12 protein-coding genes and 1 pseudogene are annotated in these 12,668 nt (G+C 69.6%); 11 read left to right on the plus strand and 2 right to left on the minus strand.

Annotated features, from left to right (window positions below; genetic code table 11):
• Window positions 1–149 precede the first annotated feature (149 nt).
• Window positions 150–1,247, minus strand: a complete 1,098-nt coding sequence (locus IQ279_RS16570; protein ID WP_206349313.1) for a GTP-binding protein — start codon at window positions 1,245–1,247, stop codon at window positions 150–152.
• Between IQ279_RS16570 and IQ279_RS16575 the strand changes: the two genes are divergently transcribed.
• The 4 genes from IQ279_RS16575 to IQ279_RS16590 all read left to right on the plus strand — a co-directional run bounded on the left by IQ279_RS16575 (window position 1,237) and on the right by IQ279_RS16590 (window position 4,036).
• Complete coding sequence (locus IQ279_RS16575) at window positions 1,237–1,773, plus strand: hypothetical protein (protein ID WP_206349314.1); 537 nt, start codon at window positions 1,237–1,239, stop codon at window positions 1,771–1,773. The genes IQ279_RS16570 and IQ279_RS16575 overlap by 11 nt on opposite strands.
• Window positions 1,770–2,654 (plus strand): NAD(P)-dependent oxidoreductase, encoded by an 885-nt coding sequence (locus IQ279_RS16580; protein ID WP_206349315.1) that lies wholly within the window; start codon window positions 1,770–1,772, stop codon window positions 2,652–2,654. Before IQ279_RS16575 ends, IQ279_RS16580 begins: the two co-directional genes overlap by 4 nt.
• Before the next feature lie 102 nt (window positions 2,655–2,756).
• The gene (locus IQ279_RS16585) at window positions 2,757–3,302 is read left to right on the plus strand and encodes a flavoprotein (RefSeq protein WP_206349316.1); all 546 of its coding nucleotides are present in this window, start codon (window positions 2,757–2,759) and stop codon (window positions 3,300–3,302) included.
• 248 nt (window positions 3,303–3,550) lie between these two features.
• A complete protein-coding gene (locus IQ279_RS16590) occupies window positions 3,551–4,036 on the plus strand; it encodes a hypothetical protein (protein ID WP_206349406.1) in 486 nt (161 codons plus the stop codon).
• Here IQ279_RS16590 and IQ279_RS16595 read toward each other — a convergent pair.
• Window positions 4,029–5,232 (minus strand): annotated as a pseudogene (locus tag IQ279_RS16595) (IS110 family RNA-guided transposase). The gene IQ279_RS16590 and the pseudogene IQ279_RS16595 overlap by 8 nt on opposite strands.
• A gap of 675 nt (window positions 5,233–5,907) precedes the next feature.
• Between IQ279_RS16595 and IQ279_RS16600 the strand changes: the two are divergent.
• The 7 genes from IQ279_RS16600 to IQ279_RS16630 all read left to right on the plus strand — a co-directional run bounded on the left by IQ279_RS16600 (window position 5,908) and on the right by IQ279_RS16630 (window position 12,579).
• Entirely contained in the window at window positions 5,908–6,216 is a 309-nt protein-coding gene (locus tag IQ279_RS16600; RefSeq protein WP_206349317.1) for a helix-turn-helix domain-containing protein, read from the plus strand.
• A 254-nt stretch (window positions 6,217–6,470) separates the two neighbouring features.
• Complete coding sequence (locus IQ279_RS16605; protein ID WP_307792390.1) at window positions 6,471–7,511, plus strand: tyrosine-type recombinase/integrase; 1,041 nt, start codon at window positions 6,471–6,473, stop codon at window positions 7,509–7,511.
• Window positions 7,512–7,627: 116 nt separating this feature from the next.
• A complete protein-coding gene (locus IQ279_RS16610; RefSeq protein ID WP_206349318.1) occupies window positions 7,628–8,473 on the plus strand; it encodes a HipA family kinase in 846 nt (281 codons plus the stop codon).
• Entirely contained in the window at window positions 8,470–8,865 is a 396-nt protein-coding gene (locus IQ279_RS16615) for a DUF3037 domain-containing protein (RefSeq protein ID WP_206349319.1), read from the plus strand. Before IQ279_RS16610 ends, IQ279_RS16615 begins: the two co-directional genes overlap by 4 nt.
• A gap of 188 nt (window positions 8,866–9,053) precedes the next feature.
• Window positions 9,054–9,815 (plus strand): 3-oxoacyl-ACP reductase FabG, encoded by a 762-nt coding sequence (gene fabG, locus IQ279_RS16620; RefSeq protein WP_206349320.1) that lies wholly within the window; start codon window positions 9,054–9,056, stop codon window positions 9,813–9,815.
• 47 nt (window positions 9,816–9,862) lie between these two features.
• Window positions 9,863–10,618 (plus strand): SDR family oxidoreductase, encoded by a 756-nt coding sequence (locus tag IQ279_RS16625; RefSeq protein WP_206349321.1) that lies wholly within the window; start codon window positions 9,863–9,865, stop codon window positions 10,616–10,618.
• A 380-nt stretch (window positions 10,619–10,998) separates the two neighbouring features.
• On the plus strand, window positions 10,999–12,579 hold the full coding sequence (locus IQ279_RS16630; RefSeq protein WP_206349322.1) for an ABC transporter substrate-binding protein: 1,581 nt from the start codon (window positions 10,999–11,001) through the stop codon (window positions 12,577–12,579).
• Window positions 12,580–12,668 lie beyond the last annotated feature (89 nt).

Genomic DNA, 12,668 nt, shown 5'->3' on the forward strand with positions numbered 1-12,668 from the left:
TTTCTGTCACTCCGTCCTCCAGGGCGCCGCCGCCGGGTGTTCCGGCCGGTTCGGCGGGTCCGCGCCACCGCCGGACCGGCCGCCGCCGGCTCGCCGCACCGGTGCGCGAAGCGGTGCCGTGGCTGCACCACCGCCCGGCCCGGAGTCCGTCACACCGCCGGCAGCGGCTGCGGGTGGTCGTGGTCGCAGGCGTCCTCGATGCCGTAGGTGTCCCACGCGGGGAACGGATGGTGGGGCGGAGCCGCCTCGCCGTCGGCCAGCAGGCACGCGGACAGGGCGGCCCGGAGGGCTTCCGGGCGCAGGCCGGTGCCGATGAACACCAGTTCCTGCCCCTGGCCGTCCGCTGCCTGGCGAGCACCGGAGGGCTCGAAGCGGGCGACGGAGCCGGCCTGGGACCACAGTCCGGTCACATGCGGGCGGGAGGCCAGGTGGAAGAAGCCCTTGGAGCGCAGGACCTGTCCGAACTCCCCGCCATCGAGGCGCTCGGTCACGAAGGACCACAGCCTCTCGGGGCGGAAGGGCCGGGTGGAGCGGAAGACGGTGGAGGAGATGCCGTACTCCTCGGTCTCCGGTACGTGGTCGCCGTTGAGCTCCATCACCCAGCCCGGTGCCTGCTGCGCCTTCTCCAGGTCGAACAGCCCGGTGCCCAGGACCTCACCGAGGTCCACCCGCCCGTGGGTGGCGGGCACGACGCGGGCGGCCGGGTTGAGCCGGGTGAGTGCGGCCCGCAGCCGGTCGGCGTCCCCGGCGCCGACGAGGTCGAGCTTGTTGAGCACGATGACGTCGGCGAACTCGATCTGGTCCATCAGCAGGTCGCTGACGGTGCGCTCGTCGTCCTCGTACTGGTCCAGGCCCCGCTCGGCGAGCCCGTCCCCGGCGCTCAACTCGGGCAGGAAGTTCGCGGCGTCGACGACGGTGACCATGGTGTCCAGGTCGGCGAGGTCCGCCAGAGTGGCGCCGTCGTCGCGGGGGAAGACGAAGGTGGCGGCGACCGGCATCGGTTCGGAGATGCCGCTGGACTCGATGAGCAGGTGGTCGAACCTTCCCTCACGGGCGAGGCGGTCGACCTCCTCCAGCAGGTCGTCGCGCAGGGTGCAGCAGATGCACCCGTTGGTCATCTCCACCAGGCGCTCCTCGGTGCGCGACAGGGCCGCCCGGCCGCCGCGCACCAGGGCGGCGTCGATGTTGACCTCGCTCATGTCGTTGACGATGACCGCCACCCGCAGGCCCTGGCGGTTGGCCAGCATCGAGGCCCGTGCCTACGGACAGCTGAACAGCCCGGGCGAAGCCCTCGCGGCCCTGCGCACCGCCGACACGCTGCGCGAGCAGGTGAACGGGGAAGACGTCCCCGGCGGCATGATGGCGTTCCCGCTCGCCAAGCAACTCTTCTACGCCAGCAGCACCCACCTGTGGCTGGGCGGGAACCGGCAACTGAGCGATGCCGAAGCCCGGGCCGAGGAGGCGGTTGAGCTGTTCGAGGCCGATCCGCCGGAGCGCCGGCGCCTCGGGGAACTCTCCCTCGCCCGCATGGACCTCGCCCTGGCACGGCTCGGCCGGGGCGACCTCGACGGCACCACGGGCACGGTGCACATCGTGCTGGGCACGGCGGCACGGCGCCCCACGGAGAGCGTCACCAAGCGTCTGGAGCAGTTCGGCCGCCACCTGGCCGTACACTCCGCCGCGTCGTCGCCGACGGCCGTGAACCTGCAGGACGCGATCGCCTCGCACGCGGGGCGGGAGCGCGCCGCCCTACCTCCGGGGAGTGCCCGATGACCACCATGACGCTGCTGCACCCCGGCGCGATGGGCGCCGCCGTCGGCGAACAGGCCGTACACGGCGGTGCCCGGGTGCTGTGGGTGCCCGACGGACGCAGCCAGGCCACCCGGGTCCGGGCGGCCAAGGCGGGCCTGGAGGCATGCGGTTCACTGGCCGACGCCCTGGCGGTGAGCGATCTGGTGGTGTCGCTCTGCCCCCCGCACGCGGCCGAGGACGTGGCCCGGCAGGTCGCCGGCCTGCCGTATGCGGGTGTCTTCGTCGACGCCAACGCGATCAGTCCGCACCGCATGGAGCGGATCGCCGTACCGTTCTCCGAACGCGGCGCCGCTGTGGTGGACGGAGCCGTCTTCGGGCCTCCGCCGACCGGAGGACGGCGGGCGAGCCTGTGCCTGTCCGGTGACCGGCGCGGAGTGCGGGCGCTGGCCGACGCCTTCGAGGGCACCGATCTTCAGGTGCGGGCACTGGAGCGCCCGATCGGCTCGGCCTCCGCGCTGAAGATGGCCTTCGCCGGCTTCCAGAAGGCGGCCCGCACGATCGCCGCGGTCTCCCATGCTCTGGCCGAGGCACACGGGGTGGCCGCCGAGTTGGTCGAGCAGGCCCAGACGATGCCCGCCGACATCCTCACCGACGCGGGCTACCTGCCCAGCGTCGCCGCGCGGGCCTGGCGGTGGGCACCGGAGATACACGAGGTCGCCGAGACGCTGCGCCAGGCCGGGCTCCCGGACGACATCGCGCAGGCGACGGCGTCGGTGATGCTCCGCTGGGAGGGGGACAAGGACCGCTTCGACATGCCGCTGCCGGAGGTCTTCGCCCACCTCCGCACAGGAGATGGGCAAGGTTCGGCGGATGAGTCATCCGGCGACGCCCGCGCACACTGAGGCGATGCCATCCGTCACGCGGTTGGTCGGTGACCTCATGGAGCTCGCGCCCACTCCGGGCCCGGAGTTGACCGGTCTCGCCCGGCGGTGTGGACTCCGGCCATGACCCGAGTGCTCTACCTGATCGCCTGCGCGGCCGGTCCCACGCAGTACCTCGACCAGGCCGTACGACTCGCACAGGGACGCGGCTGGGACGTGTGCGCCGTCCTCACGCCGTCGGCCGCCGCCTGGTGGGAGCCGCGGATGGAGGAGCTGGAGGAACTCACCGGCCACCCGGTGCGGTCCCGGTACAAGCTGCCGTGGGAGAAGGACGCGCTGCCGAAGGCGGACGCGATGCTGGTCGCCCCGCTGTCGTGCACCAGCTTGAACAAGTGGGGCGCGGGTATCGCGGACACGGTGGCGCTGGGTATCCCGTCGGAGGCGGTGCACATGGGTGTGCCGGTGGCGGCGATGCCGTTCTTCAACCAGGCGCAGGCCGCGCAGCCCGCCGTGCCGCGCAGTGTGGAGGCGCTCCGGTCCCAGGGCGTGCGGGTCCTGCTGGGCGAGGACGGGTACGAGCCGCACCCGCCCAAGACGGGCAACGCCCGGGCCTTTCCGTGGGAGCGGGCCCTGGAGGCGGTGGAGGACATGCTTCCCGGCGGGAACTGATCGCCAGGCGGTTGGACGTATGAGGGCGATCCCTGTTCGCCGATGCCCATGTTGCGTGTGAGCTGGCGCAACGGGGCCGAGGCGCCCACGGCCTCGCCGTCACTACTCCGATGGAGCGCAGGGGATGAGGCCCAGCGGTACGGGGCTTGAGTGGTTTCAGTACTTCCGTGTACATCCCGGGGGCCCCTATGTCTCTGGTCAAGGGAAACGGGGATGCGGTGGGCCGGCGAGCCGGGCAGCATGGCGGGGTGGTTGACCTGTTGTGGGATGACGTCAAGTGCTTCTTCGACCCGGACTTGATGGGGCCGTTGCCGGACGTGCGTGTCCCGGATGTCTCAGTGGAGGGCTGGCAGGCGGTCCTCGATCTTGTCGCGGAGAAGGGCTGGAAGTGCCAGTACTCCGAGGGAGAGGCGGTGCTTCCGGTGCCCCGGGCGGAGGCCGTTCTATCCCGTCCGGCGGATGCCGAATGTCCGCACCTGCGGGTCTGGCCGGCTGCCGATGTGTTGGCGATCTTCCGTTTCCATGTCGACGATGAAGTCGACTTTGACGTCGACCTGCGGGAGTTGCAGGGCCAGGAGCGACTTGATGTGTTCTGCGGCTTCCTTCGGGAGATCGGGCGGCGGCTGGGCAAGCCGGTGCTGATGGACCCGGAGGGCGACTCCGGCCATCCGGTGCTTGGCTTCGACGTCGAGGCCGATCGAGTCGTTCTCCTCGCGGACCCGCAGGTCAGGTGACTGAGGCCGACGGCTGCGGTTCGTAGAAGGTTTCGTCACAGAGTATGGCGAAGAGGAGGTCGGCCCGGCGTCGGACGAGGCAGAGCAGGGCCTGGGGTGGTGCTTGCCCTGGGCGATCTTCTTGTCGTAGTAGGCCCGCGAGGCCGGGTCGCCCAGGGCGGCGAACGCGGAGAGGAAGAAAGCCCGTTTGAGTTGCTTGTTTCTTCTCCTGGATGGCTGTTCGCCGCGGATCGAGGAGCCCGAGGTCCAGGTCGCCGGGGCGAGTCCGACGTAGGCGGCGGGGTGGCAGGCGGTTGGGAAGGTGCTGCCGTCACCGACCTCGATCAGGATCCGGGCTCCGGTCCTGACGCCGATGCCCGGCATCGACGTCAGGACTTTGGAAAGAGGGGGTCCTCCAGCAGTTCCTCGATCCGTCCGGCCGGCAGCTTGCGCTGGTCAAGGATGGCGGCCAGGGATCCGGCCAGGCTCGGGACGATCAATTCGGCCGCCTCGGTCCCCGGAGCCGTCACGGTCTGCTCGCCCAACGCGGCGAAGATCTCCTCGACCAGCCGCTCGGCCTTCCTCGGCGCCTTCGGCCGCAGCAGGGTGACCAGCCGCCGACGGCCGGCCTTGCGGATCTGGGCCGGTGACCCGAACCGTTCCAGCAGCGTGAGGACGACCGGGTGCTGCAACCGCGGCCTCAGCACCCGCTCCAGCGACGGATGGATCTAGGTCAGCAGGCCATGCAGCCGGTTCGTAACCCTGGTGGCCTCTCCTGCGAGATCGTCGTCGAACCCGACAATCATCTCCAGCTCGGCGATCGTCTTGTCCTCGCCGTCGATCGCCCGCAGTGTGTGCGGCATCGCGCGAGCCGCGTCCGCGATGATCAACGCGTCACGGGCGTCGGTCTTGGCCTCGCCGGGGTAGAGGTCGGCGATCCGCCGCATCGTCAGCCTGGGCAGGTAGGCGACGGGGCAGCCCATGTTCCGTGCGACCACCAGTGGCAGGGCACCGATCGAGGCCGACTGGTCGACCACGACCAACACTGTTCCGTGCTTGGCCTGGAGCTTCGCGAACAGTTCGCGGAGCTTGGGTTCGGTGTTGGGCAGCCGCTTGTCGAAGGCTTTCTTCCCGGCCGGTGTGATGGCGGTGGCGTGGTGTTCGCCCTTGCCGACGCCCAGGCCGAGGAAGACATCGATGTCGCCGGTGTCGATCATGTGCGTGCTCCTCCATTGGGCCGCGTCCACGCCGTCCACGGTGAGCGAGGCTTTCCAAGTGCCGGATCGAGCAGACGGGGACAGCGCCCAGAGCTCGGTGCCTCGGCGGGCGAGAAGTCTTGCGGGAGTATGGGCCAGCTGACCGGATTTTTTCCGAACCCGGCAATGATGCCAGGGGCGTAGTGCCGAAACAGTCCGCGCGTCGACGGATCCGGTGCTCGAACGACTTGGCTCCATGTCCGATCCATGGGGTACTCACCGGTTTACCGAGAAAACCTGGTTGTCGTTTCCCCGCGTGAAGCAGGGGTGAGAGAAGTCCGAAGGCTGATTCCTGGCGCTTAATTCGCTCACGGCAGACGGAGAGTGGCCCGGAAAGACTGGAATCCTCTTCACGGCTATGTCAAGGTACAACACCTTGGAGGCGAACGGCCAACGGACGATCGACCGGGTGACACGATGAGGATTTCCTTACGCCAACACGCACGTCTCTTCCTGCTCAAGTTCTTCCCTTTGCTCGTTTCTCGGTGGAGTCCGATGGGTGATTCTCGCGTGCGTGTCGACTGTATGGAGAAGGCGAAACATAGGCCGTCATCGCCGGTTATCCAAACCGGCGATGACGGCGATCATTGACGGCGCTCGCGCTCGACGTCCCTCGCCTCCCATGGAAGTCCATTCATGCCCGAAAAGTCGTTTCCTGCCCCCTCGGCATCCTCTAACGCTGGTGCCGTTCACGCGGCCTTCCTGACCGTCAAGGACGCTGCCGAATATCTCGGCCTCTCGCCGCACACGCTGTATGTCTGGCGACATCGACGGCAGGGACCACCGAGTTTCCGCATGGGGCGTCGCGGTCGAGTGGTGTATCGGCGGGACGCTCTCGAAACCTGGATTCGGGAACAGGAGGAGGCCGACTCCCGATCCAACCCGGCCCTGAACCCTCTGGCATTGGCTTCACCGCGCCGGTCCGGCCGCACTTTCGGAGACTGACGGGCCAGACGCCGTGGAACACCGTTTCTTTCGCCGATAAGGAGTATCACCTGGCCGGCTACATAGAGGACCGCTGGATCAAGAAGAAGAGAGATCCGGTAACCGGGAAGAGGGTGCGGACTCCTCGCTACGGTAAGGGGAGGAGATACAAGGTCGCTGGTGTCCCCGGGGTTCGTGATCGGTCTTTCGACACTCTGGAGGACGCCAAGGCGTGGCTTCGCCGGTCTGCCACGGATGAGGAACGCGGGGAGTTCGTGGACCCGCGTGACGGGTCCATCACGCTGGCCGACTACATCGAACTGTACTGGGCGCCGGGCAGGAGGGGAGCGCCCAAGACCCAGCAGGATCAGGAACGTAAAGCGCGGCTTCACATCATTCCGCACCTGGGGCGGCTTCCGCTCCGGAGCATCACGGCGACGACGCTGCGCGCGTATACGGCGAAGCTGGAGGAATCCGTCTCCTCGGTCGACTACCGGCGCGGGATCCTGTCCGAGTTGTCCGGCATTCTGGAAGCGGCCGTCGACGACAGACGGCTCGCCAGGAACCCCATGCACGCAAAATCCGTACGCTGGCCCAAGGCGTCCCGGGAGCGGCGAGAGGCGTGGTCGCTGGAGACCGCACTCCGGGTTCGTGACGTGATCAGCCCCCGGCACCGCATAGCCGTGGTGCTCGGGCTGGGATGCGGGCTCCGTCAGGGCGAAGTGTTCGGACTGAGTCCGGAGGACATCGACTACGCGCGAGGTGCCCTCCACATCCGCCGCCAGGTTCAAACGGTCAACGGCAGGCTGTTCTTCGCCCTGCCCAAGGGAGCGAAGACCCGCACCGTGGACATGCCCGGCTCGGTCGCCGAGGAGTTGAAGCGCCACATCGAGGCGTTCCCGCCGGTGGAGGTGGAGCTTCCCTGGGGAAGGCCGGGGGAGGACAGACCGCGAAGGAAGTTCCCCCTCCTGCTCATCACGCGGTTCGGCAACGCCGTGGCCGTGAACACATGGAACACCTACACGTGGAAGCCCGCGCTGGCCAAGGCCGGCGTCATCCCGCCGCGTGCCGAGGGCGCGAAGCAGCGGCAGTGGGAGGCGGCGCCGAAGGACGGCTTCCATGTGCTGCGGCACATCTACGCCTCGGTCATGTTGGAGGCGGGGGAGTCCGTGGTGACCCTGGCGCGGTGGCTCGGGCACTCCTCACCGGCCGTCACGCTCGGTTACTACGCTCACTTCATGCCGGAGGCCGGGAGCAGGGGGCGCACCGTCATGGACGGACTGCTGGGCAGGCGGGGGAGGCCGGGCGGCGGCTGAAACTCCCCGGATTCTCCCCAGGGCGGTTCGGGAGTGGTTCCGGCGGGGTCCCCGGTCCGGAGGTCTCCGGAGAAAACCGTTGATTGCAAGGCCAACGCTTCCGATAGCCTGGGAAAATGCTTCCCGAAGTCACCGCCACGCGCTATGTGACGCCCCTGCGCGAGGGTGGATCGCTGCCCGGCATCGTCGAGGCCGACGACCTGGGCACCTATGTCGTGAAGTTCACCGGAGCCGGGCAGGGCCGCAAGACTCTGGTGGCCGAGGTGCTGTGCGGCCGGCTCGCCCAGCGGCTCGGTCTGCGCGTGCCCGATCTGGTGCGCGTACAGCTGGATCCGGTGATCGGCCTGGGCGAGCCCGACCAAGAGGTGCAGGAGCTGCTCAAGGCCAGCGGCGGGCTGAACCTGGGGATGGACTTCCTGCCCGGCTCGATGGGCTTCGACCCGCTCGCCTACCGGGTGGACGCGCGGGAGGCGGGGCGTGTGGTGTGGTTCGACGCGCTGACGGGCAACGTCGACCGCTCCTGGCGCAACCCCAACATGCTGGTCTGGCACGGCGACCTGTGGCTCATCGACCACGGCGCCAGCCTGATCTGGCACCACAACTGGGCCACCGCGGCCAAGGCGGCCGACAAGCCGTACGACGCCTCCGACCACGCCCTGGCGCCCATGGGCCCGGACATCGAATCGGCCGCCGCCGAGCTGGCGCCGCGGGTGACCGAGGAGCTGCTGGCCGAGTGCGCGGCCGACATCCCCGACGAGTGGCTGGCCGGCGAGCCCGGCTTCGGCACACCGGAGGAGCTGCGCCGCGCCTACACCGAGGTGCTGGCCGCCCGGGCCGGTACGGTCCACGAGCGGATCACCGTCGGCGCCCCGAGCCAGGACGGGCCCTCCAGGGCGCCCGGCTGGCTGAGGGACTGGGCGGACGCCGTCAGCGGGCTGAACAAGGGCGGAGGGGCGCGGTGAGCGGGCAGTTCGGCGGGCGCGACGTCTTCGAGTACGCCGTACTGCGCCTCGTCCCCCGGGTGGAGCGCGGCGAGATGATCAACGCCGGGGTCGTCGTCTACTGCCGGGCCCGGTCCTTCGTCGCGGCCCGCACCCATCTGGACGTCGGACGGCTGCGGGCGCTCGATCCGCACGCCGACGTCGAGGGGGTGCGGGCGGCCCTGCACGCCGTGGAGTGCCTGTGCCGGGGCGGGGCGGAGGCAGGGCAGGCCGCGGCCGACGAGGCAGGGCGGCGCTTCCGGTGGCTTGTCGCCCCCCGTTCCACCGTCCTCCAGCCGGGCCCGGTGCACACCGGGCTGACGGCCGATCCCGAAGTGGAGACCGAGCGGCTGCTGGAGGTGCTGGTGCGCTGAGCGGGCGCACCACACGCTCCTGGCCGTACCCGGCGCACCGGAGGGGAGGCCCGGACGTGGGAGGCCCGGACGTGGGCTGGGCCTCACCGCGCCTTCGGCCGTTGACACAGCGTGTCCGTGCTTCTAGCGTCACGTCTGCCGAAGGTACTAAGCGGTTGCTCACCCATTCGAGTGCGAGGAGAACCAGCATGTCCACCACCGAGCAGCGTGTCGCGATCGTCACGGGCGGAGCCCGCGGGATCGGCGCCGCCACCGCCGTCCGGCTCGCAGCGGAGGGCCGGGCCGTCGCCGTGCTCGACCTGGACGAGTCGGCCTGCGCGGACGTCGTGGAGAAGATCACCGCGGCGGGCGGCAGGGCGCTGGCGGTCGGCTGCGACGTGTCGGACGCCGAGCAGGTGGAGGCCGCCGTCGCACGGGTCGCCGATGAGCTGGGCGCACCGACCGTCCTGGTCAACAACGCCGGCGTGCTCCGCGACAACCTGCTGTTCAAGATGAGCGACTCCGACTGGGACACCGTCATGAACGTGCACCTGCGCGGTGCCTTCCTGATGTCCCGGGCCTGCCAGAAGCACATGGTCGACGCCGGGTTCGGCCGGATCGTCAACCTCTCCTCCAGCTCCGCGCTCGGCAACCGCGGTCAGGCCAACTACGCCGCCGCCAAGGCCGGTCTGCAGGGCTTCACCAAGACCCTCGCCAAGGAACTGGGCAAGTTCGGTATCACCGCCAACGCCGTGGCCCCCGGCTTCATCGTCACCGAGATGACCGCTGCCACCGCCGCCCGCGTCGGCATGGACTTCGAGGACTTCCAGAAGGCCGCCGCCTCTCAGATCCCCGTCCAGCGCGTGGGCAGGCCCGAGGACATCGCCAACGCCATCGCGTTCTTCACCGGCGAGGAGGCCGGTTTCGTCTCCGGCCAGGTGATGTACGTGGCCGGCGGCCCGCTCAACTGACGGCCGCCGACGGCCGCACCGCGAATACGACGGAACGGAAAAAGCTCATGGCAGTGCAGGACAGCGGCAGGGTCGCCCTGATCACCGGGGCGAGCCGCGGCATCGGCTACGGTATCGCCGAGGCGCTCGTGGCCCGCGGCGACCGGGTGTGCATCACAGGCCGCAACGAGGACGCCCTCGCGGAGGCCGTGGAGCGGCTCGGCGCGGACCGGGCCATCGGCGTGGCCGGGAAGGCCCACGACGAGGCCCACCGGGCGGAGGCCGTCGAGTGGACCATGGAGGCGTTCGGCCGCGTCGACCACCTGGTCAACAACGCGGGCACCAACCCGGTCTTCGGGCCCATCGCGGAGCTGGACCTGAACGTCGCCCGCAAGGTCTTCGACACCAACGTCCTCTCCGCGCTCGGGTTCGCCCAGCGCACCTGGGCGGCCTGGCAGAAGGAGCACGGCGGCACCATCGTCAACATCGCCTCCGTCGCCGGGCTGTCCGCCTCGCCCTTCATCGGCGCCTACGGCATCAGCAAGGCCGCGATGGTCAACCTCACCCTCCAGCTCGCCCACGAGCTGTCGCCGGGCGTGCGGGTCAACGCCATCGCCCCGGCCGTGGTGAAGACGAAGTTCGCCGCCGCGCTCTACGAGGGGCGCGAGGAGGAGGTGGCCGGGCGCTATCCGATGGGGCGGCTGGGCACGCCCGAGGACATCGGGGGAGCGGCGGCCTTCCTCACCTCCGACGACTCCGGCTGGATCACCGGCCAGACCCTCGTGGTCGACGGCGGGATCTTCCTCAACGCCGGGGTCGAGTGACCCCGGGCCCCGGCTCGCCGTGACGGTGGGCCGGGGCCCGTACCGCGCCGACACCGTGCCGCCGTTCCCCAGGGGGGCGGGGCACGGCGCCGGTGTGCGTCCTGAGACGGCTCCCGTACTCTGTGCGACCGCCCGGTCCGCCGCGGACGAAGTCCTGATCTTGCCCGGTCCAGAAGCCTGTCAGCCCCGTCATATGCTGCGGTAAGGTCTGCCACGTCCTCGGCACGACAGGCCCGTTGAGACCCTGCCGTACGTGTGGTGGCACGCGCTCCGCACCGTGGCGCGCGCTCCGTCCCGTCAGCCGATGGATCCCCCCACAGCACCCAGGCAGTAGTGGCATCTAGTGGCGTTAGTGGCATCGCCGACCGAGGAGCGTGCAAGTGTTCAGCCAGAACAAGCCTCTGAAGGGCGCAGCCGTGCTGGTGACAGCGACCCTGCTCGCCGGATGCGGCTCGCTGCTCGGTGAGAGCGAGAGCGAGGAGGCGATCGTGGTCGGCACCACGAGCACGCCCAGCGTCCTCGACCCGGCCGGCGCCTGGGACGGCTCTTGGGAGCTGTACCGGAACATCTACCAGACACTGCTGCACTTCCCGAGCTCCAGCGGCACCCCGGAGCCCGACGCCGCCCAGCGCTGTGGTTTCACCGATACCGTCAGCAGCGTCTACCGGTGCGTCCTGAAGAAGGGCCTGACGTTCTCCAACGGCAACGCGCTGGACGCGGAGGCGGTCAAGTACTCCATCGAGCGCACCCTGGAGATCAAGTCGCCCACCGGCCCGGCCCAGCTGCTGCAGAGCGTCGACCGCATCGAGACCTCCGGCGAGCGGACGATCATATTCCACCTCAAGCGTCCGGACGCGACCTTCCCGCTGGTCCTGGCCACCCCCGCCGCCTCCATCGTCGACCCCGCCGCCTACCCGGCCGACCGGGTGCTGGAATCGGACAAGATCAGCGGATCCGGGCCGTACCTGCTCGACGGCTACAAGGAGGACGAGCGGGCCGAGCTGATCAGGAACCAGAAGTACAAGGGCTCCGCGGAGGTCAAGAACGACGCCGTGACCGTCCGCTACTTCAAGGACTCGGCCAAGATGGTCGAACAGCTCAAGAGCGGTGAGGTCGACCTCACCTACCGCGGCCTGACCCCCGAGCAGATCGACGACTTCGGGAAGAACCGCAGCGACCACCCGGAGATCAAGCTCAACGAGGTCTACGGAACCGAGATCCGCTACCTGGTGTTCAACCCGCGGCACGAGTCGGTGGCCGAGCCCGCCGTCCGCAGGGCGATCGCCCAGATCATCGACCGCAAGGCCCTGGTCCGCAACGTCTACAAGCGCACCGCCGCTCCGCTGTACTCCATGGTCCCCGGCGGGATCACCGGCCACACCAGCGCCTTCTACGAGGAATACGGCGAGCCCAGCGTGGAGAAGGCCCGCAGCACGCTGAACCAGGCCGGGGTCAACGGGAAGGTGAAGCTGACCCTCTGGTACACCACCGACCGCTACGGCGCCACGACCGCCGAGGAGTTCGCCGAGATCAAGCGGCAGCTGGAGGCCTCCGGGCTGTTCGAGGTCACCCTGGAGGGCCGCGAGTGGCGCGAGTTCCAGGAAGGCATCACCGAGGGCGAGTACCCGGTGTTCGGCCGCGGCTGGTTCCCCGACTTCCCGGACGCGGACAACTACATCTCGCCGTTCGTCGGCGAGGAGAACGCCCTGGGCACGCCGTACGAGCACAAGACGCTGACCGGCACGCTGCTGCCCAAGTCCCGCAAGGAGAGCGACCGGGGCGCCGCCATCGAATCCTTCACGCAGGCCCAGAAGATCCTGGCCGAGGACGTCCGGCTGCTGCCCCTGTGGCAGGGCAAGCTCTACATCGCCGCGCACGACGACATCGCCGGCGTGGAGTGGAGCATCGACTCCTCGACGATCATGCGGTTGTGGGAGCTGGACCGCAAGAAGAGCTGGTGAGTCCAAGCGGCGGGCGGGCAGGCGCCCGCCGCCCTTCGTCCACCGCTCGCCCGCCCACGCGGCGCGGTTGTCAGCGGTCACCGGTACGT

The organism is Streptomyces verrucosisporus (assembly GCF_017114865.1).
GTDB classification, from domain to species: domain Bacteria; phylum Actinomycetota; class Actinomycetes; order Streptomycetales; family Streptomycetaceae; genus Streptomyces; species Streptomyces fenghuangensis.